The organism is Pseudomonas sp. HC1(2025), from assembly GCF_058742075.1.
In genome coordinates this window covers 5,183,154-5,208,452 of record NZ_CP196017.1, presented here as the reverse complement: position 1 = coordinate 5,208,452, position 25,299 = coordinate 5,183,154, and the positions used below count along the sequence as shown (strand labels likewise).

36 protein-coding genes and 1 pseudogene are annotated in these 25,299 nt (G+C 57.3%); 35 read left to right on the top strand and 2 right to left on the bottom strand.

The genetic code is table 11. The annotated features are described in order from the left end of the window. Positions 1 to 28: 28 nt before the first annotated feature. The 29 genes from rplC to bfr all read left to right on the top strand — a co-directional run bounded on the left by rplC (position 29) and on the right by bfr (position 15,634). A complete protein-coding gene (gene rplC / locus ACSSVH_RS23440) occupies positions 29 to 664 on the top strand; it encodes a 50S ribosomal protein L3 (protein WP_003194649.1) in 636 nt (211 codons plus the stop codon). Between the two features lie 12 nt (positions 665 to 676). After that, complete coding sequence (gene rplD, locus ACSSVH_RS23435; RefSeq protein ID WP_057438746.1) at positions 677 to 1,279, top strand: 50S ribosomal protein L4; 603 nt, start codon at positions 677 to 679, stop codon at positions 1,277 to 1,279. After that, complete coding sequence (gene rplW, locus ACSSVH_RS23430) at positions 1,276 to 1,575, top strand: 50S ribosomal protein L23 (RefSeq protein ID WP_002555488.1); 300 nt, start codon at positions 1,276 to 1,278, stop codon at positions 1,573 to 1,575. The genes rplD and rplW overlap by 4 nt, the downstream gene beginning before the upstream one ends. Positions 1,576 to 1,589: 14 nt before the next feature. Then, complete coding sequence (gene rplB, locus ACSSVH_RS23425) at positions 1,590 to 2,414, top strand: 50S ribosomal protein L2 (RefSeq protein WP_003176423.1); 825 nt, start codon at positions 1,590 to 1,592, stop codon at positions 2,412 to 2,414. 16 nt (positions 2,415 to 2,430) lie between these two features. Next, a complete protein-coding gene (gene rpsS / locus ACSSVH_RS23420; protein WP_002555486.1) occupies positions 2,431 to 2,706 on the top strand; it encodes a 30S ribosomal protein S19 in 276 nt (91 codons plus the stop codon). Positions 2,707 to 2,717: 11 nt separating this feature from the next. Continuing rightward, positions 2,718 to 3,050, top strand: coding sequence for a 50S ribosomal protein L22 (gene rplV / locus ACSSVH_RS23415; protein ID WP_003103908.1), 333 nt, complete (start codon positions 2,718 to 2,720; stop codon positions 3,048 to 3,050). Positions 3,051 to 3,063: 13 nt separating this feature from the next. After that, positions 3,064 to 3,750, top strand: a complete 687-nt coding sequence (gene rpsC / locus ACSSVH_RS23410) for a 30S ribosomal protein S3 (RefSeq protein ID WP_003176422.1) — start codon at positions 3,064 to 3,066, stop codon at positions 3,748 to 3,750. A 12-nt stretch (positions 3,751 to 3,762) separates the two neighbouring features. Further along, positions 3,763 to 4,176 carry a 50S ribosomal protein L16 gene (rplP, locus tag ACSSVH_RS23405; protein ID WP_003232424.1) on the top strand — a complete coding sequence of 138 codons (414 nt, stop codon included), beginning with the start codon at positions 3,763 to 3,765 and terminating at the stop codon, positions 4,174 to 4,176. Next, a complete protein-coding gene (gene rpmC, locus ACSSVH_RS23400; protein ID WP_002555481.1) occupies positions 4,176 to 4,367 on the top strand; it encodes a 50S ribosomal protein L29 in 192 nt (63 codons plus the stop codon). The genes rplP and rpmC overlap by 1 nt, the downstream gene beginning before the upstream one ends. A 2-nt stretch (positions 4,368 to 4,369) precedes the next feature. Continuing rightward, positions 4,370 to 4,636, top strand: a complete 267-nt coding sequence (rpsQ, locus tag ACSSVH_RS23395; protein WP_003176419.1) for a 30S ribosomal protein S17 — start codon at positions 4,370 to 4,372, stop codon at positions 4,634 to 4,636. A gap of 23 nt (positions 4,637 to 4,659) precedes the next feature. Continuing rightward, entirely contained in the window at positions 4,660 to 5,028 is a 369-nt protein-coding gene (gene rplN, locus ACSSVH_RS23390) for a 50S ribosomal protein L14 (RefSeq protein ID WP_002555479.1), read from the top strand. 11 nt (positions 5,029 to 5,039) lie between these two features. Next, complete coding sequence (rplX, locus tag ACSSVH_RS23385) at positions 5,040 to 5,354, top strand: 50S ribosomal protein L24 (RefSeq protein WP_029299388.1); 315 nt, start codon at positions 5,040 to 5,042, stop codon at positions 5,352 to 5,354. A 22-nt stretch (positions 5,355 to 5,376) separates the two neighbouring features. Then, the gene (gene rplE, locus ACSSVH_RS23380) at positions 5,377 to 5,916 is read left to right on the top strand and encodes a 50S ribosomal protein L5 (RefSeq protein ID WP_003210069.1); all 540 of its coding nucleotides are present in this window, start codon (positions 5,377 to 5,379) and stop codon (positions 5,914 to 5,916) included. A 13-nt stretch (positions 5,917 to 5,929) separates the two neighbouring features. Beyond that, complete coding sequence (rpsN, locus tag ACSSVH_RS23375) at positions 5,930 to 6,235, top strand: 30S ribosomal protein S14 (RefSeq protein WP_003176414.1); 306 nt, start codon at positions 5,930 to 5,932, stop codon at positions 6,233 to 6,235. Between the two features lie 208 nt (positions 6,236 to 6,443). Then, entirely contained in the window at positions 6,444 to 6,836 is a 393-nt protein-coding gene (gene rpsH / locus ACSSVH_RS23370) for a 30S ribosomal protein S8 (protein ID WP_017848802.1), read from the top strand. Between the two features lie 12 nt (positions 6,837 to 6,848). Next, the gene (gene rplF / locus ACSSVH_RS23365; RefSeq protein WP_003176412.1) at positions 6,849 to 7,382 is read left to right on the top strand and encodes a 50S ribosomal protein L6; all 534 of its coding nucleotides are present in this window, start codon (positions 6,849 to 6,851) and stop codon (positions 7,380 to 7,382) included. 10 nt (positions 7,383 to 7,392) lie between these two features. Then, positions 7,393 to 7,743 (top strand): 50S ribosomal protein L18, encoded by a 351-nt coding sequence (gene rplR / locus ACSSVH_RS23360; protein WP_003186037.1) that lies wholly within the window; start codon positions 7,393 to 7,395, stop codon positions 7,741 to 7,743. 3 nt (positions 7,744 to 7,746) lie between these two features. Beyond that, positions 7,747 to 8,247, top strand: a complete 501-nt coding sequence (rpsE, locus tag ACSSVH_RS23355) for a 30S ribosomal protein S5 (RefSeq protein ID WP_003186035.1) — start codon at positions 7,747 to 7,749, stop codon at positions 8,245 to 8,247. Positions 8,248 to 8,249: 2 nt separating this feature from the next. Next, complete coding sequence (gene rpmD, locus ACSSVH_RS23350) at positions 8,250 to 8,426, top strand: 50S ribosomal protein L30 (RefSeq protein WP_003176408.1); 177 nt, start codon at positions 8,250 to 8,252, stop codon at positions 8,424 to 8,426. A gap of 3 nt (positions 8,427 to 8,429) precedes the next feature. After that, positions 8,430 to 8,867: a 50S ribosomal protein L15 gene (rplO, locus tag ACSSVH_RS23345; protein ID WP_003176407.1), complete on the top strand. Its 438-nt coding sequence runs from the start codon at positions 8,430 to 8,432 to the stop codon at positions 8,865 to 8,867. Beyond that, positions 8,868 to 10,196, top strand: coding sequence for a preprotein translocase subunit SecY (secY, locus tag ACSSVH_RS23340; protein WP_053125863.1), 1,329 nt, complete (start codon positions 8,868 to 8,870; stop codon positions 10,194 to 10,196). Between the two features lie 28 nt (positions 10,197 to 10,224). After that, positions 10,225 to 10,341 carry a 50S ribosomal protein L36 gene (gene rpmJ / locus ACSSVH_RS23335; RefSeq protein WP_002555468.1) on the top strand — a complete coding sequence of 39 codons (117 nt, stop codon included), beginning with the start codon at positions 10,225 to 10,227 and terminating at the stop codon, positions 10,339 to 10,341. A 129-nt stretch (positions 10,342 to 10,470) separates the two neighbouring features. Next, complete coding sequence (gene rpsM / locus ACSSVH_RS23330; protein ID WP_024077676.1) at positions 10,471 to 10,827, top strand: 30S ribosomal protein S13; 357 nt, start codon at positions 10,471 to 10,473, stop codon at positions 10,825 to 10,827. A 30-nt stretch (positions 10,828 to 10,857) separates the two neighbouring features. Further along, positions 10,858 to 11,247 (top strand): 30S ribosomal protein S11, encoded by a 390-nt coding sequence (rpsK, locus tag ACSSVH_RS23325; RefSeq protein WP_002555466.1) that lies wholly within the window; start codon positions 10,858 to 10,860, stop codon positions 11,245 to 11,247. An 18-nt stretch (positions 11,248 to 11,265) separates the two neighbouring features. Continuing rightward, on the top strand, positions 11,266 to 11,886 hold the full coding sequence (rpsD, locus tag ACSSVH_RS23320; protein ID WP_003210056.1) for a 30S ribosomal protein S4: 621 nt from the start codon (positions 11,266 to 11,268) through the stop codon (positions 11,884 to 11,886). Between the two features lie 22 nt (positions 11,887 to 11,908). Beyond that, positions 11,909 to 12,910 (top strand): DNA-directed RNA polymerase subunit alpha, encoded by a 1,002-nt coding sequence (locus ACSSVH_RS23315; protein WP_003176403.1) that lies wholly within the window; start codon positions 11,909 to 11,911, stop codon positions 12,908 to 12,910. 41 nt (positions 12,911 to 12,951) lie between these two features. Next, the gene (rplQ, locus tag ACSSVH_RS23310) at positions 12,952 to 13,338 is read left to right on the top strand and encodes a 50S ribosomal protein L17 (RefSeq protein ID WP_007918448.1); all 387 of its coding nucleotides are present in this window, start codon (positions 12,952 to 12,954) and stop codon (positions 13,336 to 13,338) included. A 227-nt stretch (positions 13,339 to 13,565) separates the two neighbouring features. Next, the gene (locus ACSSVH_RS23305; protein WP_492633799.1) at positions 13,566 to 15,014 is read left to right on the top strand and encodes a catalase; all 1,449 of its coding nucleotides are present in this window, start codon (positions 13,566 to 13,568) and stop codon (positions 15,012 to 15,014) included. A gap of 155 nt (positions 15,015 to 15,169) precedes the next feature. Then, positions 15,170 to 15,634 (top strand): bacterioferritin, encoded by a 465-nt coding sequence (gene bfr / locus ACSSVH_RS23300; RefSeq protein ID WP_029299402.1) that lies wholly within the window; start codon positions 15,170 to 15,172, stop codon positions 15,632 to 15,634. A 68-nt stretch (positions 15,635 to 15,702) separates the two neighbouring features. Here bfr and uvrA read toward each other — a convergent pair whose 3' ends face one another. Continuing rightward, a complete protein-coding gene (gene uvrA / locus ACSSVH_RS23295; protein ID WP_492633798.1) occupies positions 15,703 to 18,537 on the bottom strand; it encodes an excinuclease ABC subunit UvrA in 2,835 nt (944 codons plus the stop codon). Positions 18,538 to 18,717: 180 nt separating this feature from the next. Between uvrA and ACSSVH_RS23290 the strand changes: the two genes are divergently transcribed. From ACSSVH_RS23290 to tam, 3 genes are all read left to right on the top strand, one after another. Next, complete coding sequence (locus tag ACSSVH_RS23290) at positions 18,718 to 20,112, top strand: MFS transporter (protein WP_169951370.1); 1,395 nt, start codon at positions 18,718 to 18,720, stop codon at positions 20,110 to 20,112. A 9-nt stretch (positions 20,113 to 20,121) separates the two neighbouring features. Further along, entirely contained in the window at positions 20,122 to 20,637 is a 516-nt protein-coding gene (locus tag ACSSVH_RS23285) for a single-stranded DNA-binding protein (RefSeq protein ID WP_017849542.1), read from the top strand. A 165-nt stretch (positions 20,638 to 20,802) separates the two neighbouring features. Further along, entirely contained in the window at positions 20,803 to 21,564 is a 762-nt protein-coding gene (gene tam, locus ACSSVH_RS23280; protein WP_492633797.1) for a trans-aconitate 2-methyltransferase, read from the top strand. On the opposite strand, the gene ACSSVH_RS23275 is transcribed toward tam, so the two are convergent. Continuing rightward, positions 21,554 to 22,111 (bottom strand): cysteine hydrolase family protein, encoded by a 558-nt coding sequence (locus ACSSVH_RS23275; protein ID WP_169951366.1) that lies wholly within the window; start codon positions 22,109 to 22,111, stop codon positions 21,554 to 21,556. The two genes, tam and ACSSVH_RS23275, sit on opposite strands and share 11 nt — an antisense overlap. Positions 22,112 to 22,207: 96 nt before the next feature. On the opposite strand from ACSSVH_RS23275, the gene ACSSVH_RS23270 reads away from it, so the two are divergent. From ACSSVH_RS23270 to ACSSVH_RS23260, 3 genes and pseudogenes are all read left to right on the top strand, one after another. Next, positions 22,208 to 23,191 (top strand): GlxA family transcriptional regulator, encoded by a 984-nt coding sequence (locus tag ACSSVH_RS23270; protein WP_492633796.1) that lies wholly within the window; start codon positions 22,208 to 22,210, stop codon positions 23,189 to 23,191. A gap of 248 nt (positions 23,192 to 23,439) precedes the next feature. Next, a pseudogene (locus ACSSVH_RS23265) lies at positions 23,440 to 24,549 on the top strand (DUF3182 family protein). Continuing rightward, entirely contained in the window at positions 24,539 to 25,294 is a 756-nt protein-coding gene (locus ACSSVH_RS23260; protein WP_492633795.1) for an alpha/beta hydrolase family protein, read from the top strand. Before ACSSVH_RS23265 ends, ACSSVH_RS23260 begins: the two are co-directional and overlap by 11 nt. The last annotated feature ends 5 nt before the right edge of the window (positions 25,295 to 25,299 follow it).

Sequence of the window (25,299 nt, the reverse complement as noted above, 5' to 3'; positions counted from 1 at the left end):
AGCCCCGTACACTCATGAGGTTTACAACATGACTATTGGTGTAGTCGGTCGTAAATGCGGTATGACCCGTATTTTCACCGAAGAAGGTGTCTCCATTCCGGTCACGGTCATTGAGATCGAGCCGAATCGCGTCACCCAGTTCAAAACTGAAGAAACCGATGGCTATCGTGCAGTGCAAGTCACTGTCGGCGAGCGTCGTGCTTCGCGCGTGACTGCTGCTCAAGCAGGTCACTTCGCTAAAGCAAACGTTGCAGCTGGTCGTACTGTCATGGAGTTCCGTCTTGAAGATGGCGACTACCAGGCTGGCGATCTGATCAACGCTGAAATCTTCGCCGCTGGTCAACTGGTTGATGTAACCGGTCAGTCCAAGGGTAAAGGCTTCCAGGGTACGATCAAGCGTTGGAATTTCCGTGGCCAAGACAACACTCACGGTAACTCCGTTTCCCACCGCGTCCCGGGCTCTATTGGCCAGTGCCAGACTCCTGGTCGTGTATTCAAGGGCAAAAAAATGTCCGGTCATATGGGCGCTGAGCGCGTGACCGTGCAGTCCCTCGAAGTAGTGCGCGTCGACGCTGAACGCAATCTGTTGTTGGTCAAGGGTGCTGTTCCTGGCGCTACTGGCGGCAACCTGGTTGTACGTCCAGCGGCCAAGGCTCGCGGTTAAGGGGAAGCTGACATGCAATTAAATGTAAATGACGCTCAAGCGATCGAAGTTTCCGAACTGACATTTGGCGGCGAATTCAACGAGACGCTCGTTCACCAAGCAGTCGTGGCCTACATGGCCGGCGGCCGTCAAGGTAGCAAGCAGCAAAAGACCCGTTCCGACGTTCGTGGTGGCGGTAAGCGCCCTTGGCGTCAGAAAGGTACTGGCCGTGCTCGTGCCGGTACTATCCGTAGCCCAATCTGGCGTGGCGGCGGTACCACTTTCGCAGCTCGTCCGCAGGATCACTCTCAGAAGCTCAACAAGAAGATGTATCGCGCAGCACTGCGCTCCATCCTTGCTGAACTCGTGCGTACTGATCGTCTGGTCGTGGTTCAGGACTTCGCTGTTGAAGCGCCGAAAACCAAAGATCTGCTGAACAAGCTGAACGGCATGGGTCTGACTGATGTCCTGATCGTGTCCGAAGCTGTTGATCAGAACCTGTACCTGGCTGCTCGCAACCTGCCACACGTTGATGTACGTGACGTGCAAGGTTCCGATCCAGTTAGTCTGATCGCATACGACAAGGTGTTGATCACCGTGTCGGCCGTGAAGAAATTCGAGGAGCTGCTGGGATGAACCAGGAACGCGTATTTAAAGTTCTGCTTGGCCCGCACGTTTCCGAAAAGGCTACGGTTCTGGCTGACAAGAAAGGCCAGTTCGTTTTCAAGGTTGCAACTGACGCAACCAAGCTGGAAATCAAGAAGGCCGTCGAAAGCCTGTTCAGCGTGAAAGTAGAGCGTGTTACTACCCTGAATGTTCTGGGTAAGAGCAAGCGCACTGCTCGCGGTCTGGGCAAGCGTAATGACTGGAAGAAGGCAGTTATCTCCCTTCAGCCAGGCCAAGATCTCGATTTCAGCAGCAGTGCTGAGTAAGGAAGGGGTGCATCATGGCAATCGTTAAATGCAAACCGACTTCCCCTGGCCGCCGTTTTGTGGTCAAGGTGGTCAACCAGGAGCTGCATAAAGGCGCTCCTCACGCACCGCTGCTCGAGAAGAAATCGAAGACTGGTGGTCGTAACAACAATGGTCGTATTACCACTCGTCACATCGGTGGTGGCCATAAGCAGCATTATCGTCTGGTCGATTTCCGTCGCAACGACAAAGATGGCATCTCTGCCACTGTCGAGCGTATCGAATACGATCCAAACCGTACTGCTCACATCGCTCTGCTGCTGTACGCAGATGGCGAGCGTCGCTACATCATCGCGCCTAAAGGCGTGAGTGCTGGCGACCAGCTGATCGCAGGTGCCCTGGCACCGATCAAGCCGGGCAACGCTCTGCAACTGCGTAACATTCCAGTTGGTAGCACCGTACACGGCATCGAATTGAAGCCAGGTAAAGGCGCACAGATCGCTCGTTCCGCTGGTGCTTCGGCTCAGCTGATCGCTCGTGAAGGTGTCTACGTGACCCTGCGTCTGCGTTCTGGTGAGATGCGTAAAGTATTGGCTGAATGCCGTGCGACCCTGGGCGAAGTCTCGAACTCCGAGCACAGCCTGCGTTCGCTGGGTAAAGCTGGTGCCAAACGCTGGCGTGGCGTTCGCCCAACCGTTCGTGGTGTTGCCATGAACCCGGTTGACCACCCACACGGTGGTGGTGAAGGTCGTACCTCTGGTGGTCGTCATCCGGTATCGCCATGGGGCTTCCCGACTAAGGGCGCGAAGACTCGTGGTAATAAGCGTACCGACAAAATGATCGTCCGTCGTCGCAAGTAAATAGAGGGATACGACAGTGCCACGTTCTCTGAAAAAAGGTCCTTTTATTGATCTTCACCTACTGAAGAAGATCGAAGTGGCGGCGGAAAAGAACGATCGCAAACCAGTTAAGACCTGGTCGCGCCGTTCTATGATCCTGCCACAAATGGTCGGTTTGACCATCGCAGTACACAACGGTCGTCAGCACGTCCCAGTTCTCGTTAACGAAGACATGGTCGGCCACAAACTGGGCGAGTTTGCCGGTACCCGCACTTATCGTGGGCACGTGGCAGACAAGAAAGCCAAGCGTTAAGGGGTTAGGAAATGGAAGTAGCCGCTAAGTTGTCGGGCGCTCGAATCTCCGCCCAGAAAGCCCGCTTGGTCGCCGACCAGATCCGCGGGAAGAAGGTGGGCGAAGCGCTCAACTTGTTGGCTTTCAGCAGTAAGAAAGCCGCCGAGATCATGAAGAAAGTGCTGGAGTCGGCCGTAGCCAACGCCGAGCATAACGAAGGCGCAGACGTTGATGACCTGAAGGTCAGCACCGTTTTCGTCAACGAAGGGCGTTCGCTGAAGCGTATCATGCCGCGTGCCAAAGGCCGTGCTGATCGCATCGTCAAGCGGTCTTGCCATATCACTGTCAAGGTTGCTGACAAGTAACGGAGTCGAAGAGATGGGTCAGAAAGTACATCCCATTGGCATTCGCCTGGGAATCGTCAAGGAGCACACCTCCGTCTGGTACGCAGACGGTCGGACTTATGCGGACTATTTGTTCGCTGATCTGAAGGTGCGTGAGTATCTCCAAGACAAACTAAAAAGCGCGTCCGTAAGCCGTATCGATATCCATCGTCCGGCCCAAACTGCACGTATCACCATCCACACCGCTCGTCCAGGTATCGTTATCGGGAAGAAAGGTGAAGATGTTGAGAAACTGCGTCAGGACCTGACCAAGCAAATGGGTGTGCCTGTGCACATCAATATCGAAGAGATCCGCAAGCCGGAGCTCGACGGTATGCTGGTTGCGCAGAGCGTAGCTCAGCAGCTGGAGCGCCGCGTAATGTTCCGTCGTGCTATGAAGCGCGCTGTACAGAACGCCATGCGCATTGGTGCCAAGGGCATCAAAATCCAAGTGAGCGGTCGTCTCGGCGGTGCTGAAATCGCACGTACTGAATGGTATCGCGAAGGTCGTGTGCCGTTGCACACCCTGCGTGCCGACATCGACTATGCCAACTACGAAGCTCACACCACTTACGGTGTGATCGGTGTAAAGGTTTGGATCTTCAAGGGCGAAGTAATTGGTGGTCGCCAAGAAGAACTGAAACCACAAGCACCAGCGCCTCGTAAAAAAGCTGCTAAGTAAGGGGTACGCCAAATGTTGCAACCTAAGCGTACGAAGTTCCGCAAGCAGATGACAGGCCACAACCGTGGTCTGGCTCAGCGCGGTAGCAAAGTCAGCTTCGGCGAGTTCGCGCTGAAGTCTGTAGCTCGTGGTCGTCTCACCGCTCGTCAGATCGAGTCAGCGCGTCGTGCACTGACCCGTCACGTAAAACGTGGTGGCAAGATCTGGATCCGTGTATTCCCGGACAAGCCGATCTCCAAAAAACCTCTCGAGGTTCGGATGGGTAAAGGTAAGGGTAACGTGGAATACTGGGTAGCCCAGATTCAGCCAGGCAAAGTCCTGTATGAAATCGAGGGTGTAACTGAAGAGCTGGCGCGTGAGGCTTTTGCCCTGGCTGCTGCAAAGCTGCCGCTCGCCACCGCCTTTGTTAAACGGACGGTGATGTGATGAAAGCGAATGAACTTCGTGAAAAATCCGCACAGCAGCTGAACGAGCAACTGCTCGGCCTGCTGCGCGACCAGTTCAATCTGCGTATGCAGAAAGCAACTGGCCAGTTGGGGCAGTCTCATCTGCTCTCGCAAGTTAAGCGTGACATCGCTCGCGTGAAGACTGTGCTCAACCAGCAGGCAGGTAAGTGATCATGGCTGAAGCCGAAAAGACTGTCCGTACGCTGACTGGCCGTGTTGTCAGCGACAAGATGGACAAAACCATCACCGTTTTGATCGAGCGTCGCGTTAAGCACCCGATCTACGGTAAATATGTTAAGCGTTCGACTAAGCTGCACGCGCACGACGAAACCAATCAGTGCCACATCGGCGACAAAGTCACTATTCGTGAAACTCGTCCGCTGGCCAAGACCAAGTCTTGGGCACTGGTTGATGTTCTCGAACGCGCTGTGGAAGTCTAAGGACTAGGGGTCGGAGAAATTATATGATTCAGACTCAATCCATGCTCGATGTGGCCGATAACAGCGGCGCTCGCCGTGTTATGTGCATCAAGGTGCTGGGTGGCTCCCATCGTCGTTACGCTGGTATCGGTGACATCATCAAAGTTACCGTGAAGGAAGCAATTCCTCGCGGTAAAGTGAAAAAAGGCCAAGTGATGACTGCTGTTGTAGTCCGCACTCGTCACGGCGTACGTCGTGCTGATGGCTCCATTATCCGCTTTGATGGCAACGCTGCTGTTCTTCTGAACAACAAGCAAGAGCCGATCGGCACCCGTATCTTTGGGCCAGTGACCCGTGAACTTCGTACTGAGAAGTTCATGAAGATCGTCTCGCTCGCCCCAGAAGTGCTGTAAGGAGATCCGACATGCAAAAGATTCGTCGTGACGACGAGATCATCGTGATCGCCGGCAAAGACAAAGGTAAGCGCGGTAAGGTGCTGAAGGTTCTTGCTGATGACCGTCTGGTCATTGGTGGTCTGAACCTGGTCAAGCGTCATACCAAGCCAAACCCCGCGTCGGGCGTACAGGGCGGTATCGTCGAGAAAGAAGCGCCATTGCACGCTTCTAACGTCGCCATCTTCAACGGCGAAACCAACAAGGCTGATCGCGTTGGTTTCAAAGTAGAAGACGGTAAGAAAATTCGTGTCTTCAAGTCGACCCAAAAAGCGGTTGATGCTTGAACACTGCTAGGTAGATAAGACCATGGCACGACTAAAAGAGATTTACCGGAAGGAAATCGCTCCGAAGCTTAAGGAAGAACTTAAGCTTTCGAACGTGATGGAAGTTCCGCGCGTTACCAAAATAACCCTGAACATGGGTCTGGGCGAAGCGATCGGTGACAAAAAAGTCATCGAGCACGCTGTTGCTGACCTGGAAAAGATCACCGGTCAAAAAGTCGTTGTGACTTACGCTCGGAAATCCATCGCTGGCTTTAAAGTCCGTGAAGGTTGGCCGATCGGTGTCAAAGTGACTCTGCGCCGTGAGCGTATGTACGAGTTCCTGGATCGTCTGCTGTCGATCTCCCTGCCTCGGGTTCGCGACTTCCGCGGCCTGAATGCCAAGTCCTTCGATGGTCGTGGTAACTACAGCATGGGCGTTAAAGAGCAGATCATCTTCCCGGAAATCGACTACGACAAGATCGATGCTCTCCGCGGTCTGGACATCACCCTGACCACCACTGCCAAGAACGATGATGAAGGCCGCGCTCTGCTGCGTGCGTTCAAATTCCCGTTCCGCAACTGATTGGAGTAGGACCATGGCCAAGATGAGCATGAAAAACCGCGAGCTGAAGCGTCAGCTCACGGTTGCCAAGTACGCCAAGAAGCGTGCAGCACTGAAAGCTATCATCGTTGATCTGAACGCAAGTCCAGAAGCGCGTTGGGAAGCTACAGTAGCTCTGCAGAAGCAGCCACGTGACGCAAGCGCTTCGCGCATGCGTAACCGCTGCCGCCTGACCGGTCGTCCACACGGTGTTTACCGCAAGTTCGGCCTCGGCCGTAACAAACTGCGTGAAGCTGCAATGCGTGGTGACGTACCAGGTCTGGTTAAAGCCAGCTGGTAAGTACTTTCGAAGTCTCGGTGGCCAGGATCGCAAGATACTGACCGCCGGTGGCCTAGAATCTGGAACAAGCCCCTTTTGGGGCTTGTTTCATTTCCGGAGTGTGTCTAAAATACGCGGCTCGCCTGAGCCCGTGTGTTTTATGCCCGGAGATTCTCGGTGACATATGTAGCCGCAAGGCTAATTTTTTTGTATTAGGAGCGTCTAGCCCATGAGTATGCAGGACCCGTTAGCGGACATGCTAACTCGTATCCGTAATGCCCAGATGGCTGAAAAGTCCGTCGTAAGCATGCCATCTTCCACGTTGAAGGTAGCTGTTGCCAAAGTCCTGAAAGACGAAGGCTACATTGCGGGTTATCAGATCAGCAGCGAAATCAAGCCACTGCTGTCCATCGAGCTGAAGTACTTCGAAGGCCGTCCGGTCATCGAGGAAGTGAAGCGCGTTAGCCGTCCAGGCCTGCGTCAGTACAAGTCCGTTGAAGATCTGCCGAAAGTTCGTGGCGGTCTTGGCGTGTCTATCGTCTCCACCAACAAAGGTGTGATGACGGATCGTGCTGCGCGCGCTGCCGGTGTCGGCGGCGAAGTTCTTTGCACTGTGTTCTAAGGGGGGATAAGCATGTCTCGCGTCGCTAAGAACCCCGTTAAGCTGCCAGCCGGTGTCGAAGTAAAATTCGCAGGCCAACAGCTTTCGGTGAAGGGTGCCAAGGGTACTCTTGAACTGAACATCCATTCGTCCGTTGAGATCGTTGAAGAAGCTGGTGAGCTGCGTTTCGCTGCTCGCAATGGCGATCAACAAACTCGCGCAATGGCCGGTACCACGCGTGCGTTGGTAAACAACATGGTCCAAGGCGTAAGCCAAGGCTTCGAGCGTAAGCTCCAGCTGGTCGGTGTTGGTTACAAAGCGCAAGCAAAAGGCACGGTTTTGAACCTGGCCCTTGGCTTCTCGCACCCAGTGGATTACGAACTGCCGGAAGGCATCACCGCTGAAACTCCTAGCCAGACCGATATCCTGATCAAGGGCATCGATAAGCAGCTGGTAGGTCAAGTGGCTGCCGAGATCCGCGACTTCCGTCCACCAGAGCCGTACAAAGGCAAAGGTGTGCGCTACGCGGACGAAGTCGTCCGTCGTAAAGAAGCCAAGAAGAAGTAGGGCATAGCAAATGACCGACAAAAAAGTTACTCGACTGCGTCGCGCTCGCAAAGCACGCCTGAAAATGCACGAACTCGAAGTCGTGCGTCTCTGCGTGTTCCGCTCGTCGCAGCACATCTACGCCCAGGTCATCTCGGCCGACGGCAACAAAGTCCTGGCAAGCGCCTCGACTTTGGATAAAGAACTGCGTGATGGTGCCACTGGCAACATCGACGCGGCCACTAAGGTTGGCCAGCTGGTCGCTACGCGTGCTAAGGCCGCTGGCGTCTCGCAAGTGGCTTTCGACCGCTCTGGCTTCAAGTACCACGGCCGCGTTAAAGCGCTGGCTGATGCTGCTCGTGAAGCTGGGCTGGAGTTCTAAGTTATGTCAAATAACGACCAAAAGCGCGACGAAGGCTACATTGAGAAGCTGGTTCAAGTTAACCGCGTAGCCAAAACCGTTAAAGGCGGCCGTATCTTCACCTTCACCGCGTTGACCGTGGTTGGTGATGGTAAGGGCCGTGTTGGCTTCGGCCGTGGCAAGTCGCGTGAAGTGCCTGCTGCGATCCAGAAGGCAATGGAAGCTGCTCGTCGCAACATGATCCAAGTTGACCTGAACGGCACCACCCTGCAGTACGCAATGAAGTCCGCTCACGGCGCTTCGAAGGTGTACATGCAGCCTGCCTCTGAAGGTACCGGTATCATCGCTGGCGGCGCTATGCGTGCTGTCCTCGAGGTTGCTGGCGTTCAGAACGTTCTGGCCAAGTGCTACGGCTCGACTAACCCGGTAAACGTGGTTCATGCCACTTTCAAAGGTTTGAAAGCTATGCAATCTCCTGAATCCATTGCCGCCAAGCGTGGCAAAAGCGTCAAGGAGATCTTCTGATCATGGCTACCGTTAAAGTAACGCTGATCAAAAGCATGACCGGCCGCATCCCTAACCACAAATTGTGCGTTAAGGGTTTGGGTCTGCGTCGCATCGGTCACACTGTAGAAGTCCAGGATACTCCCGAGAATCGCGGGATGATCAACAAGGCTTACTACATGCTGCGTGTCGAGGGTTAATCGATGAAACTCAATGATCTGAGTCCAGCGCCGGGTTCCCGTCGCGAAAAGCATCGTCCGGGCCGTGGTATCGGTAGCGGTTTGGGTAAGACTGGTGGCCGTGGCCACAAAGGTCAAACCTCCCGCTCCGGTGGCACCATCGCTCCAGGCTTTGAAGGCGGTCAACAGCCGCTGCATCGTCGCCTGCCGAAGTTCGGTTTCGTTTCCCTGAAGGCCATGGACCGCGCAGAAGTGCGTCTGTCCGAGCTGGCTAAAGTGGAAGGCGACATCGTTACCGTGCAGACCCTGAAAGATGCCAACGTGATCAACGTCAACGTACAGCGTGTGAAAATCATGCTGTCCGGTGAAGTGACTCGCGCTGTCACTATCGGCAAGGGAATCGGCGCCACCAAAGGTGCGCGTTCGGCTATCGAAGCAGCTGGCGGCAAGTTCGAGGAATAAATGGCTAAGCAAGGTGCTCTCTCAGCGCTCGGCAAAGGCGGTATGTCTGAACTTTGGGCTCGTCTGCGTTTTCTGTTCCTGGCGATTATCGTCTACCGAATAGGCGCACACATCCCGGTTCCAGGTATCAACCCGGACCGACTCGCAGACCTGTTTCGACAGAATGAGGGGACCATTCTTAGCTTGTTCAACATGTTTTCCGGCGGCGCGCTGGAGCGGATGAGCATCTTTGCACTGGGGATCATGCCGTACATTTCGGCATCGATCATCATGCAGTTGATGAGCGCCGTCAGCCCGCAGCTGGAGCAGTTGAAGAAGGAAGGTGAAGCTGGTCGTCGCAAGATTAGCCAGTACACCCGCTACCTCACTGTCGTTCTTGCTCTTGTCCAGGCTATTGGCATGTCCATTGGTCTGGCGGGGCAGGGCGTAGCGTTCACTGGTGACTTTGGCTTCCATTTCGTTGCAGTAACCACATTTGTGGCTGGTGCGATGTTCATGATGTGGCTGGGTGAGCAGATTACTGAACGTGGTGTTGGCAACGGTATCTCGATGTTGATTTTCGCAGGTATCGTCGCCGGTCTTCCGAGGGCAATCGGGCAGTCTTTCGAGTCTGCACGTCAGGGTGATATCAATATCTTCGCCTTGGTTGCCATCGGTTTGCTGGCAGTAGCGATTATCGGTTTTGTGGTGTTCATTGAGCGTGGTCAGCGTCGTATCGCTGTTCACTACGCCAAGCGTCAGCAGGGCCGCAAGGTCTTCGCTGCGCAGACCAGCCACTTGCCGCTGAAAGTGAATATGGCCGGTGTTATTCCTGCTATCTTCGCGAGCAGCATTTTGCTGTTTCCGGCTTCGTTGGGTGCCTGGTTCGGTCAGTCTGAAGGTATGGGCTGGTTGCAGGACATCTCGCAGTCGATCGCTCCTGGTCAGCCGTTGAATATTCTGCTGTTTAGTGCAGGGATTATTTTCTTCTGCTTCTTCTATACGGCGTTGATGTTCAATCCGAAAGACGTAGCGGAAAACCTGAAGAAGTCCGGTGCCTTTATTCCGGGTATTCGTCCAGGCGAGCAGTCGGCGCGCTACATTGATGGCGTTCTGACCCGCTTGACCCTGTTCGGTGCTCTATATATGACGGCCGTGTGCTTGTTGCCCCAGTTCCTGGTGGTTGCAGCAAACGTTCCGTTCTACCTTGGCGGGACCTCGTTGCTGATCGTGGTCGTGGTTGTGATGGACTTCATGTCCCAAGTACAATCGCACCTCGTTTCGCACCAGTACGAATCCCTGATGAAGAAAGCCAACCTGAAGGGCTACGGCAGCGGCATGTTGCGCTGAGTACCCCATAAGGTTCGAGGAGTTGGTGATGAAAGTTCGTGCATCGGTGAAAAAGCTGTGCCGTAACTGCAAGATTATTCGCCGCGAAGGTGTTGTTCGAGTAATTTGCAGCGCGGAACCGCGTCACAAACAGCGCCAAGGCTGAGTGTGATCCGCTTGAAGCCCGGCAGCTAGTGCGCTGCCGGGTTGATTATTTGTTATTACAGCGATATTATCTCGCGCCCTATTTCTTGGCTTCCGGGGCGTAGGTAGCTGTCAATTGGAGTCCCACTGAATGGCCCGTATTGCAGGCGTTAACATTCCAGATAACAAGCACACTGTTATCTCGCTGACCTACATCTATGGTGTTGGTCGCACTACTGCGCAGAAAATTTGCGCAGTTGCTGGGGTAAACCCAGCCGCTAAGATCAAGGATCTGAGCGACGAGCAGATTGAATTGCTGCGTGGCGAAGTGGCGAAGTTCACCACTGAAGGTGACCTGCGTCGCGAAATCAACATGAAAATCAAGCGTTTGATGGACCTCGGTTGCTATCGCGGTCTGCGTCATCGTCGTGGTCTTCCAGTACGCGGTCAGCGTACCAAGACTAACGCGCGTACCCGTAAAGGTCCGCGTAAGCCGATCCGCAAGTAATCGCCCCAGCGAATCGACAGGAAAATTATCATGGCAAAACCTGCTGCTCGTCCTCGTAAAAAAGTTAAAAAGACAGTGGTTGATGGCATCGCCCACATCCATGCATCTTTTAACAACACCATCGTGACCATCACCGACCGTCAAGGTAACGCGCTTTCTTGGGCTACCTCTGGTGGTTCGGGTTTCCGCGGTTCCCGCAAGTCCACCCCGTTTGCTGCTCAAGTAGCTGCTGAACGTGCTGGTCAAGCTGCGCTGGAATATGGCCTGAAAAACCTCGACGTTAACGTTAAGGGTCCAGGTCCAGGTCGTGAGTCTGCTGTCCGTGCTTTGAACGGCTGTGGCTATAAGATCGCCAGCATCACCGACGTGACGCCAATCCCGCACAACGGGTGCCGTCCGCCGAAGAAGCGCCGCGTGTAATCCAGGAGATTGTAAAGAATGGCTCGTTACATTGGTCCAAAATGCAAACTCGCTCGTCGCGAAGGCACCGATCTCTTTCTGAAGAGCGGCGTGCGCGCGATCGAATCGAAGTGCAACATTGAAGCAGCACCTGGTATCCACGGCCAACGCCGCGGTCGCCAGTCCGACTACGGCACCCAACTGCGTGAAAAGCAGAAGGTCCGTCGTATCTACGGCGTTCTCGAGCGTCAGTTCAGCGGCTACTACAAAGAAGCTGCTGGCAAGAAAGGTGCAACCGGTGAAAACCTGCTGCAACTGCTCGAATGCCGTCTGGACAACGTTGTATACCGTATGGGCTTTGGTTCGACTCGTGCCGAATCCCGTCAGCTGGTATCGCACAAATCCGTTAGCGTAAACGGCCAAACCGTTAACGTCCCGTCCTACCAGGTTCGTGCTGGTGACGTGGTCGCGATTCGCGAGAAAGCAAAAAACCAACTTCGCATTGTCCAAGCTCTCGATCTGTGTGCCCAACGTGGCCGCGTAGAATGGGTAGAAGTAGACACTGAGAAGAAGTCGGGCGTTTTCAAGAACGTTCCTGCTCGCAGTGATCTGTCCGCCGACATCAACGAAAGCCTGATTGTCGAGCTCTACTCCAAGTAAGGGCTAGAAAATAGGTGCATCCATGCAGATTTCGGTAAATGAGTTCCTGACACCCCGCCACATTGATGTGCAGGTTGTCAGTCCAACCCGCGCCAAGATCACTCTCGAGCCTCTCGAGCGTGGTTTTGGCCACACCCTGGGCAACGCGCTGCGCCGCATCCTGTTGTCCTCAATGCCCGGCTGTGCAGTAGTCGAGGCCGAGATTGACGGTGTGCTCCACGAGTACAGCGCCATCGAAGGTGTACAGGAAGACGTAATTGAAATCCTGTTGAACCTTAAAGGTCTGGCTATCAAGCTGCACGGCCGTGACGAAGTTACGCTGACCTTGTCGAAGAAGGGTTCGGGGGTGGTTACCGCTGCCGATATTCAGCTGGATCATGATGTCGAGATCGTTAATCCCGATCACGTAATCGCTAACCTGGCGTCTAACGGCGCCCTGAACATGAAGCTCACCGTAGCTCGTGGTCGTGGTTATGAACCGGCCGACTCGCGTCAGAGCGATGAAGACGAAAGCCGCAGCATTGGTCGCTTGCAGCTTGACTCTTCGTTCAGCCCGGTTCGCCGTATCGCATACGTGGTGGAAAACGCCCGTGTCGAGCAGCGTACTAACCTGGACAAGCTGGTTATTGATCTGGAAACCAACGGTACTCTGGATCCTGAAGAGGCTATTCGCCGCGCTGCAACCATCCTGCAACAGCAGTTGGCTGCGTTCGTCGACCTCAAGGGTGACAGCGAACCAGTGGTAATCGAGCAGGAAGACGAGATCGATCCGATCCTGCTTCGCCCGGTTGACGATCTGGAACTGACTGTACGTTCGGCTAACTGCCTTAAGGCGGAAAACATTTACTACATCGGTGACCTGATTCAGCGTACCGAAGTAGAACTGTTGAAGACTCCGAACCTGGGCAAGAAATCCTTGACTGAAATCAAGGACGTTCTGGCCTCCCGCGGTCTGTCCCTCGGCATGCGCCTCGACAACTGGCCGCCTGCAAGTCTTAAGAAGGACGACAAGGCGACTGCCTGATCGTCGTAATCACCGAACGTGAGTTTGGTAAGGAATGAACCATGCGTCATCGTAAAAGTGGTCGTCACCTGAGCCGTACCAGCTCGCACCGCAAGGCCATGTTTCAAAACATGGCGGTGTCGCTGTTCGAGCACGAGCTGATTAAAACTACACTGCCGAAAGCCAAAGAACTGCGTCGCGTTGCTGAGCCGCTAATCACTTTGGCCAAGACAGACAGCCTGGCTAACCGCCGTTTGGCTTTCGACCGTACTCGCTCGAAAGCTATCGTTGGTAAGCTCTTCAACGACCTGGGCAAGCGCTACGCTACCCGTGAGGGTGGCTACCTGCGCATCCTCAAGTGCGGTTTCCGCACTGGCGACAACGCGCCTATGGCGTACGTCGAGTTGGTTGATCGTGCTACTGCTGGCGAAGCTGTATCCGCCGAGTAAGACGACAGTCTGCTACGAAAAACCGGGCCTAGTGCCCGGTTTTTTGTGGGCGATAGAAAAGTTCATGGCGGGTATTGATTGAATTTTGGCTATGCGAGCCAAGTCATCGTTAGTAATTAACTATCGATAAGCATGATTTAATAAATTTGATGGTGTCATCTTCCTGGTCAATACTCCCTCCAAGCCGATTAGCCGGCAGTTCCAAGACTGACCTGAGGAGATTGAGCATGAGCCAGAATAAAACCCTTACAACCGCCAGCGGTGCTCCCGTTGCCGATAACCAGAATTCCCGTTCCGCAGGTCCGCGTGGCCCGCTGTTGCTCGACGACTTTCATCTGATCGAGAAGCTTGCCCATTTCAACCGCGAAAACATCCCAGAGCGTCGTGTACACGCCAAAGGCTCGGGAGCCTATGGCACGTTCACGGTCACCAAGGACATCACCCAGTACACTAGCGCCAAGCTGTTTGACGCTGTTGGCAAGCAGACGCCAACCTTCCTGCGTTTCTCGACAGTGGGTGGCGAGCGCGGCTCCGCAGATACCGAGCGCGACCCACGTGGCTTCGCATTGAAGTTCTACACCGAAGAAGGCAACTGGGACATCGTTGGCAACAATACCCCGGTATTCTTTATCCGTGACCCGCTGAAATTCCCCGATTTCATCCACACCCAAAAGCGCCTGCCGCAAAGCAACCTGAAAAGTGCGCAGATGATGTGGGACTTCTGGTCGCATTCGCCTGAGGCGCTCCACCAGGTCACCATCCTGTTCTCGGACAGGGGTATCCCGGACGGCTACCGCCACATGCATGGCTTTGGTAGCCACACCTACAGCTTGATCAACGGCAATGGCGAGCGTCACTGGGTGAAATGGCACTACAAGACCAAGCAAGGCATCAAGAACCTGGCGCCTGCCGATGCTGCGCGCCTGGCCGGTACCGATCCGGATTATGCTCAGCGCGATCTGTTTGGGGCCATCGAGCGCGGCGACTTCCCGAAATGGCGCGTGTGTATCCAGATCATGACTGAGGCCCAGGCCAACGCGCACTACGAGAATCCCTTCGACGTGACCAAAACCTGGTCTCAGAAAGAGTTCCCGTTGATTGAGGTAGGCGAGCTGGAGTTGAACCGCAATCCGCAGAACTACTTCGCCGAAGTGGAGCAAGCCGCGTTCGGTCCAAGCAACATGGTGCCAGGTGTCGGTTTGTCGCCAGATCGCATGCTGCAGGGGCGTGTCTTTGCTTACGCCGATGCGCATCGCTACCGTATCGGGACCAACCATCAGCACCTGCCGGTGAATGCTCCGCGCAGTCCCGTCAATACTTACCAGCGTGACGGTTCCATGGCGTTCGGCAGCAACGGTGGCGCGGCCCCGAACTACGAGCCAAACAGCTACGCCGATGCCCCCAAACAAGCGCCGCAGTACGCAGAACCTGCGCTGGCTCTGAGTGGTGCAGCTGATCGCTACGATCACCGCGAAGACACGGATTACTACAGCCACGCCGGTGCGCTGTTCCGCCTGATGAATGCTGAGCAAAAGGCGCTGTTGATCAACAACATCGCCGGCGCGATGGCGGGTGTTTCCAGCGATGTGGTTCAGCGTCAGTTGCAGCACTTTTTCAAGGCCGATCCGGCGTATGGAGAAGGGATCGCAACTGCACTGGGTGTATCGCTTAACTAACTCTAAGTGATAAGCAGAACCGCCCTCATTTGGGCGGTTTTTGCGTTATTTCAGCTACTTTTCTCCGAAAAACATCACTTTTATGCCGTTCATCCCGTGACCTGCGGGTCCGCTTGGTTCAAACTACAGTCTTTCAAGTAGGGAGATGTAGGGCGATGCAAGGTCACCCCGACGTAATCGATTACCTCAACACGTTGCTGACGGGCGAACTGGCAGCTCGTGACCAATATTTCATTCACTCGCGTATGTACGAAGACTGGGGCTTTACCGAGCTCTACGAGCGTATCAATCACGAAATGGAAGAAGAGGCACAGCACGCCGACGCGCTGATGCGCCGTATCCTGATGCTCGAAGGCACGCCGCGTATGCGTCCTGACGACCTGGATACCGGTACCACTGTGCCTGAGATGCTCGCCAGCGACTTGCGCCTGGAATACAAAGTTCGTGCAGCACTGTGCAAAGGCATTGAGCTTTGCGAGAAGCACAATGACTACGTGACCCGGGAAATCCTGCGCGTACAGTTGAACGATACTGAAGAAGATCACACCTACTGGCTGGAAAAGCAGTTGGGTCTGATCAAATTGATCGGCCTGGAAAATTACCTGCAATCGCAGTTCTGATTCCGCCGGCAATAAAAAAGCCCCTGTCACCGCTACGGTGACAGGGGCTTTTTGTTGGGCCTGAAGAGTCAGGCCCGGTCGCGCGCCAGCAACGGCTTCAGATAGTAGCCCGTGTGGGATTGCGGCATCTCGGAGACCTGCTCCGGCGTACCCACCGCAATAATCTGCCCACCCTTGGAGCCGCCTTCCGGCCCCAGGTCCACCAGCCAGTCGGCCGTCTTGATCACATCCAGGTTGTGTTCGATCACCACCACGGTGTTGCCGTGGTCGCGCAGGCGATGCAGCACGTCGAGCAATTGCTGGATATCCGCGAAGTGCAGGCCGGTGGTCGGTTCATCGAGGATATACAGGGTCTTGCCGGTATCGCGCTTGGACAGCTCGCGAGACAGCTTCACCCGCTGCGCCTCGCCACCGGACAGCGTGGTCGCCGACTGCCCCAGCTTGATATACGACAAGCCCACGTCCATCAGGGTCTGGAGTTTGCGCGCCAAGGCCGGCACCGCGTCAAAGAACACCCGCGCTTCCTCGATAGTCATCTCAAGGGTTTCGTGGATGTTCTTGCCCTTGTACTTGATCTCCAGGGTTTCGCGGTTGTAGCGCTTGCTCTTGCACACATCGCACGGAACGTAGATGTCCGGCAAAAAGTGCATCTCGACCTTGATCAGGCCGTCGCCCTGGCAAGCTTCGCAGCGCCCACCCTTGACGTTGAAGGAAAACCGCCCAGGCCCATAACCACGGGAGCGGGACTCCGGCACACCGGCGAACAGTTCGCGTATCGGCGTGAACAGCCCGGTATAGGTCGCCGGGTTGGAGCGGGGAGTGCGACCAATCGGGCTCTGGTCGATATCCACTACTTTATCCAGCAGCTCCAGGCCCTTGATGCTGTCATGGGCGGCTGCTTCCAGGGTGGTGGCACCGTTCAATGCCGTGGCGCTGAGGGGGAAGAGGGTGTTGTTGATCAGGGTCGACTTGCCTGAACCGGATACACCGGTCACGCATGTCAGCAGGCCCAGGGGGATTTCCAGGTCGACATTGCGCAGGTTGTTACCGCGCGCGCCCTTGAGGTGCAGTGCCTGTTTTTTATTCCGTGGGGTACGTTTGGCCGGCACCTCGATTTTTACCCGGCCAGACAGGTACTTGCCGGTCAGCGAGTCCGGGTGGGCCATGACTTCGGCCGGGGTGCCCTGGGCAACAATATGCCCGCCATGCACGCCCGCACCGGGACCGATATCGACCACGTAGTCCGCGAGGCGAATGGCGTCCTCATCGTGTTCGACCACAATCACCGTGTTGCCGATGTCGCGCAGGTGCTTGAGCGTGCCCAGCAAGCGATCATTGTCGCGCTGGTGCAGGCCGATGGACGGCTCGTCGAGGATGTACAGCACGCCCACCAGGCCGGCGCCGATCTGGCTGGCCAGGCGAATGCGCTGGGCCTCGCCGCCGGACAGGGTGTCGGCACTGCGATCCAGGGACAGATAGTCCAGGCCCACGTTGACCAGGAACTGCAGGCGCTCGCGGATTTCCTTGAGGATCTTGTCGGCAATCTCGCCACGTCGCCCGGTCAGCTTCAGTACGGCGAAGTATTCGCAGGCATCACCGATCGGCAGGTTGGTCACCGCCGGCAGGGTCTTCTCGCCGACCCACACGTGGCGGGCCTCGCGACGCAAGCGGGTGCCGCGGCAATCCGGGCAGGGCTGGGTGCTGAGGAACTTGGCCAGTTCCTCGCGCACGCTGGCCGACTCGGTTTCCCGATAGCGGCGCTCCAGGTTGGGCACGATGCCTTCGAACGGGTGGGAGCGCTTGACGATGTCGCCACGGTCGTTCAGGTACTTGAAGTCGACGTTCTGTGAGCCGCTGCCATGGAGGATGACTTTCTGTTGCTCGGCCGGCAGTTCGTTGAACGGCACTTCCAGGCTGAATTTATAGTGGGCAGCCAATGACCCGAGCATCTGGAAGTAATACACATTGCGCCGGTCCCAGCCACGTATCGCGCCTTCCGCCAGTGTCAGGTCACCATTGACCAGGCGCTTGATGTCGAAGAACTGCTTGACCCCCAACCCATCACAGGTCGGGCAGGCGCCGGCCGGGTTGTTGAAGGAGAACAGCTTGGGCTCCAGCTCGCTGATGGCATGGCCGCAGATCGGGCAGGCGAAGCGCGCGGAGAAGATGATTTCTTCGCCGGGCTCGTCGTCCATCGGCGCCACCAGGGCGATACCGTTCGCCAGTTTCAGCGCGGTCTCGAACGACTCCGCCAGACGTTGCTGCAGATCGGCGCGCACCTTGAAACGGTCGACCACCACATCGATGGTGTGCTTCTTCTGTTTATCCAGCTTTGGTGCTTCATCCAGCTCATAGAGCTTGCCGTTGATCCGGGCGCGGACAAAACCCTGGGCGCGCAGCTCTTCGAACACCGACAGGTGCTCGCCCTTGCGCTCGCGAATTACCGGGGCCAACAGCATCAGCTTGGCGCCTTCCGGCTGGGCCAGCACCAGGTCGACCATCTGGCTGACGGTCTGCGCTTCCAGAGGGATGTCGTGGTCCGGGCAGCGCGGAATACCGACGCGTGCGTACAGCAGGCGCAGGTAATCGTAGATTTCGGTGATGGTGCCCACGGTGGAACGCGGGTTGTGGGAGGTCGATTTCTGTTCGATGGAAATGGCTGGCGACAAGCCTTCAATGGTGTCGACATCAGGCTTTTCCATCATCGACAGGAATTGCCGGGCGTAGGCCGACAGCGACTCCACATAGCGACGCTGGCCTTCGGCATACAGCGTATCGAACGCCAGCGACGACTTGCCGGACCCGGACAAGCCGGTGATGACAATCAGTTTGTCCCGGGGCAGGGTCAGGTCGATGTTCTTCAGGTTGTGGGTTCTAGCCCCACGAATCAGGATCTTGTCCAAGATGGCCTCGCACGGCGGGCGTATAAATAATGCAGGAGTATACGGCTAAAGACTGGATGAATATACACTGTCAATTTGCCCATTTCAGCCTTACATGAAAGCTGCGCGGCAAAGCGCCGCATATACCCTCTCAATCGATGGGACTGGTAGAATCGCCGCCGGTTCACACGAGGTTTTTCCATGCACGATCCCCACAGCGAACGCATGAGTAGCGGCGAGACCCGAGCAGCAAGCGGTCTAGCCCTGGTGTTCGCCTTCCGTATGCTGGGCATGTTCATGGTGTTGCCGGTACTGGCGACCTATGGCATGGACCTCGCTGGCGCGACCCCGGCCCTGATCGGCCTGGCGATTGGCGCCTATGGCCTGACCCAGGCGATTTTCCAGATTCCGTTCGGGATCATTTCCGACCGCATTGGCCGCCGGCCGGTGATCTACCTGGGGTTGATCGTCTTCGCCCTGGGCAGCGTGCTGGCGGCCAATGCCGATTCGATCTGGGGCGTGATCGCCGGACGCATCCTGCAAGGCGCCGGGGCGATTTCCGCGGCGGTGATGGCGCTGCTGTCGGACCTGACCCGCGAACAGCATCGCACCAAGGCCATGGCCATGATCGGCATGACCATCGGTCTTTCGTTTGCCGTTGCGATGGTGGTTGGCCCGCTGTTGACTCGTGCGTTCGGTTTGCACGGCCTGTTCCTGGCCACCGGTGGCATGGCGCTGTTCGGCATCCTGATCGTGGCCTTTATGGTGCCGCGCTCCACCGGGCCGCTGCAGCACCGTGAGTCGGGCGTGGCCAAACAGGCGCTGCTGCCGACGCTCAAGCACCCCGACCTGTTGCGCCTGGATTTAGGTATCTTCGTATTGCACGCCATGCTGATGTGCAGCTTCGTCGCCTTACCCCTGGCGCTGGTGGAAAAGGCCGGGTTGCCCAAGGAGCAGCACTGGTGGGTCTACCTGACCGCGTTGCTGATTTCGTTCTTCGCCATGATCCCGTTCATCATCTACGGCGAGAAGAAACGCAAAATGAAACGAGTTTTGCTCGGCGCCGTCGCGACATTGATGCTCACTGAACTATTCTTCTGGCAGTTCGGCGACAGCCTACGGGCGCTGGTAATCGGCACGGTGGTGTTTTTCACCGCGTTCAACCTGCTGGAGGCGTCACTGCCTTCGCTGATCAGTAAAGTTTCACCGGCGGGCGGCAAGGGCACGGCGATGGGGGTGTATTCCACCAGCCAATTCCTCGGTTCGGCGCTGGGCGGCATCATGGGCGGCTGGATGTTCCAGCATGGCGGTTTGTCGGTTGTGTTCCTCGGATGCGCCGGGCTGGCTGCACTTTGGCTGGTCTTTGCTGTTACCATGCGCGAACCTCCCTACGTCACAAGCCTGCGTTTGCCGCTATCGCCCGAGGCGATCCGTGAAAGCGGTCTGGTAGAGCGCCTGAAGGCCGTCGTAGGGGTAACAGATGCAGTCGTGGTCGCTGAAGAGGCGGCCATTTACATCAAATTGGACACCGAACTATTGGATCGCGCGACGCTCGAGCAACTGGTAAATCCAGTGCCGACAGCGCGCCCAGCCTAGGAGAACGTTATGGCCCGTGGGGTTAACAAAGTCATATTGGTCGGTACATGCGGCCAGGATCCCGAAGTTCGCTACTTGCCTAACGGTAACGCCGTGACCAACCTGAGTCTGGCGACCAGCGAACAGTGGACTGACAAGCAGACTGGCCAGAAGGTCGAGAAAACCGAATGGCACCGTGTGTCGATGTTCGGCAAGGTCGCAGAGATCGCCGGTGAATACCTGCGCAAGGGTTCGCAGGTCTACATCGAAGGCAAACTGCAGACCCGCGAGTGGGAAAAAGACGGCATCAAGCGTTACACCACTGAAATCGTGGTCGACATGCAAGGCACCATGCAACTGCTGGGCGGCCGTCCACAGGGCGACCAACAGGGCCAGGGTGGCATGTCCAACTCGGCGCCGCGTCCACAGCAGTCCCGTCCGCAGCCAAGCCAGCAGCCACAGCGTGAGTCGCGTCCAGCGCCACAGCAGGCGGCACCGCAGCCAGCGGCTGACTTCGATAGCTTTGATGATGATATTCCGTTCTAAGGCCACCTCGGCACGGACTATCCAGTAACACCAGGAACCCCCGCTGGCATTTGCCTCGGGGGTTTCTTGTTTTTGAGTGGGAAAAGTCCCGAGCCCTGGCATTTGTCCCTGGGCGCCACAAGACTTAGGCTGTAGCGCATTCCCTTACCCAAGAAGGAAGCCCCGATGACCTGGTCTGCCAAGCAGTATTCGATGTTTGAACAACAGCGCACCCGTCCCGTCCAGGACCTGGTCGCCGCCATCCCCGCGGGCGATGTGCGAACGGCGGTCGACCTGGGTTGTGGCCCGGGCAATTCCACCGAGGTGTTGGCCGGGCGTTTCCCCCAGGCGACGATTACCGGCTTGGACAGCTCGCAGGACATGCTGGTTAGTGCCCGCGAGCGGTTGCCGGCACTCAACTTTGAATTGGCCGATATCGGCGCCTGGAAGCCTGCGCAACAGTTCGATGTGATCCTCGCCAACGCCTCACTGCAATGGGTGCCGGACCACGCCAGCCTTTATCCACACCTGGTGGCGCAATTGACGCCGGGCGGGACGCTGGCGGTGCAAACCCCGGATAACCTCAACGAGCCGGCTCACCGCCTGGCCCGTGAGGTGGCAGCGCAAGGCCCTTGGGCGGGCAAGATCGGCGCGGTCAAACATGAAGCGCGTCACCCGGCGAGTTACTACTACGAGTTGTTGAGCAAACATTGCAGCACCGTGGATGTATGGCACACCACCTATTACCACCCGCTCACCGGTCATGAGGCGGTGGTGGAGTGGTTCAAGGGCACGGGCTTGCGGCCATTCCTGGCGCCGCTGGATGAGGCCGCGAAAGGCGCCTTCCTCGACGCCTACCTGGCGCGCATCCGCGAGGCTTACCCGGCCCTGGCCGATGGCACAGTGTTGCTACCGTTTCCACGGCTGTTCATTATCGCTACGCGCTGACAGTCTTCAGGAACTCATCCGCCGACACCACGCTGGCATAGGCAAATGCCAGCGATGCCATGTAGGCATCATGTACCTGGGCGGCGGCAATGGTCTTGCCATTGAATTCCAGGTCGCGCGTGGCACAGGCGTCATGGATCACCGTCACGTTGTAGCCGTAGTCCGCTGCTGCCCGAACCACTGCGTCAATGCACATGTGGCTCATGCTGCCGACCACCACCAGGTCGGTGATACTGCGTTGTTCCAGCACCTCGCGCAGGTTGGTTTGGCGAAACGCATTTACAAAATGCTTGAGCACCACCGGCTCGTCGTTTTCGTTCTGCACCTTGGCATGTATATGTGCGCCTTCGGAGCCTGGGGTGAAGAAGGGCGCATCCTCGGAGGTGAACTCATGACGCACGTGGATCACCGCGTCGCCGGCCTGGCGAAATGCCTGGAGCACCTGTTGCGCCCTGTCGGCCGCCGCTTCCACGCCGGTCAATGGCCACTTGCCCTGGGGGAAGTAGTCGTTCTGGATATCGATTAGGATAAGTGCTTGCTTGGCCATGTGTATGTTCTCGTGATGGGTTGATGCGCCCAGTATCGTGACTGGCGCGTGGCACGGGGATTGGCCGTACCGACAATAACAGGGGGAAAACTGACAATGGCTCTGGAACGCTCGATCGTCGAGTTCGGCGTGCTGATTTATCGCGGTGCGCAGATGGCCGCAGTACATGGCTTGACCGACTTGTTTGGCGTTGCCAATCGCATTGCCGCCGAGCATCAGAGCCAGCAGTTGCCCTTGTTACGTGTCAGCCACTGGCAGGTCAATGACGATGGTACCCCTGTTCGAGGTTTCGACAGCCTGCCCGGCCCCGATCAACCCTTGATGGCCGTGCTGGTGCCGCCGTCGATTGGCGAGTTTTGCGAAGAGCAGGCGCCGCCCGCGCTGCTGCACTGGCTGCGCGAGCAGCATGCGGCCGGCACCGTGCTGGGAGGCGTGTGCATCGGTTCGATCATGCTGGCGCGCAGTGGTTTGCTCGATGGGCGCAGCGCCACTACCCACTGGTCTTCGGCCAACACCTTCGCCAGCCGGTTTCCTGCGGTGCGCCTGGAGGCCGACAAACCCATAGTGGACGACGGCGACTTGATCACCACCGCCGGGCTGATGGCCTGGTCCGAACTGGGCCTGCGCCTGGTCGACCGTCTCATGGGCCCCAGCATCGCCGCCGACACCGCGCGCTTTCTGGTGATTGAGCACAGCGACAGCGCCAGCCAGTGCGGCAGCAATTTTGCACCGATCCTCAGCCATGGTGACGGAGCGATCCTCAAGGTCCAGCACGCGTTGCAGGCCAGTGGTGCGGTGGATGTCTCGCTTGCGGCGATGGCCCAGGCGGCCGGTCTGGAGGAGCGCACCTTCCTACGCCGTTTTCGCAATGCCACTGGCTTGAAACCCACCCAATACTGCCAGCACCTGCGGGTCGGCAAGGCGCGGCAGATGCTTGAGTTCACCAATACCACTATTGATCAGATTGCCTGGACCGTGGGTTATCAAGACCCGAGCGCCTTTCGCGCGATCTTCAAGAAAATCACCGGCCTTGCGCCCAGCGATTACCGCAACCGATTTGGCGTGAAGGCCCCTGCTTGATTGCCGGACACGCCACCCCACCAATGTGGGCGCGAGCAAGCCCGCCGCCACATTTTTGATCGCCTGCGCGCCCTGGATCGTGCAGAACGCCGGCCGCTCCATCGCCCTTCGTGCAAAATGAAGCAGGCCAAATGCCACTGCTCTTCCCCTAACCGCTTGATCCACCAACCCTTTGCCTGAGTCGCGCCTTGGCCTGATCCCTGCAACCTTTGCGATACACACCCGCAAGCCTTGCCCAAGGGGGACGCATGACCCCGACCAACCGCAAAAAGATCGTGGTGGCGCACTCGGTCCGGCCCGATGCCCCACTCCATGAAGTGGAAAGCAACCGCGCCCTCGCTCGCTGGCTGGCGCAGATCCTCGGGCTCGACTACGGCGGCAGCTACAGCGCCGAGCTGCATGCCCATACCGATCTGTACCTGCTGCCTACCCAGACCCTGGTCGGGCCGGCCCAGGCACTCAGCCTGGGGGTGAAGGGGCCGGAGGATTTGTGGGGCGGTTATGTGGACCACGATTTCATCTGCACCAAGGCCATCACCCATGGCTTGCACGACACGGCTGCCCTGGCGCCCGAGGGTTGGTCGCCGCTGTTTGCCGAGCGGGTGCGCGCCGTGGTGCTCGACGGCTGGAGTGTGTTTGGCGTGGAAGATGCCCGCGCTGCCGCCATCCAGTTGCTGGCGCTCGGGCCGATTCGCCTGAAGCCGGTACATGCTTGCGCCGGTCGTGGTCAGGAGGTGGTCGACAACCTCGAGCAATTGCATGCAATCCTCGCCCGTGCCGATGCAGCGCAGCTGTTCGTCCAAGGCGTGGTGCTGGAGCAAGACCTGCAGGACGTAGTGACCCACAGTGTCGGCCAGAGCTTTATCGGCGGGCATGTATTCAGTTACTGCGGCGAGCAATACCTGACCCAGGACGGGCAGGGCGAGGCGGTCTACGGCGGCTCCGACCTGCTGGTGGTGCCGGGTTATTACGAAGCATTGCTGGCCCTGGCGCTCAACGATGACGTGCGCCTGGCCATTGAGCAGGCACACGTCTTCGATACCGCCGCCGATGAGGCCTATCCTGGTTTCTATGCCTCGCGGCGCAATTACGACATCGCCTAGGGCCTGGACAGCCAAGGCCAGCGCCGCAGCGGGGTGCTCGAGCAATCCTGGCGCATGGGCGGTGCCAGCAGCGCGGAGGTGGCGGCATTGCAGAGTTTTATCAACGACCCCGGCCTGCGTGCGATTCGCGTCTCGTCCGTAGAGACCTATATCGAGCAGTCCTTGCCCGCCAATGCCATCGAGATCTACCGCGGCCCGGCAGAAAACAGCGACTTTCTTCTCAAGTACGTAACGGTCAAATCCTATGACGGCTAGAAGCGAAACCATCACCATTGATATCGACGACGAACAGATGAGCGCCACCTTCCTCAGTCCCAAGTCAAAAGTGCCAGGGGTGTTGTTTGTGCATGGCTGGGGCGGTAGCCAGGAGCGTGACCTGGAACGGGCCAAGGGCATCGCCGGCCTTGGCTGTGTGTGCCTGACCTTTGACCTGCGCGGGCATGCTGGCAACGGCATTCCCTTGTCGCGGGTCACCCGGGACGACAACCTGCGGGACTTGCTGGCGGCCTATGATCGACTGCTGGCGCACCCGGCCATCGATACCTCGGCGGTGGCGGTGGTGGGCACCAGTTATGGTGGCTACCTGGCGGCGATCCTCACCTCATTGCGCCCGGTGCGCTGGCTCGCACTGCGGGTGCCGGCGCTGTATCGCGACCAGCAATGGCGCACCCCCAAGCGCGACCTGGATAAAGCCGACCTGATGGATTACCGCAGTACCCTGGTGCAGGCCGAGACCAATCGCGCGCTGCACGCCTGCGCTGCATTTACCGGGGATGTGCTGATTGTCGAATCACAAACGGATGACCATGTACCCCACGCCACCATCATGAGCTACCGGGCTGCGTGCCAGCAGACCCATTCGCTGACGCACCGGATCATCGACGGTGGCGATCATTCATTGAGTGACCCGGTATCCCAGCAGGCCTACACCTCGATCCTGGTGGACTGGATCACCGAGATGGTGGTGGGCGAGCGGTTGAGCATCATCCAATCCCAATGATGCGT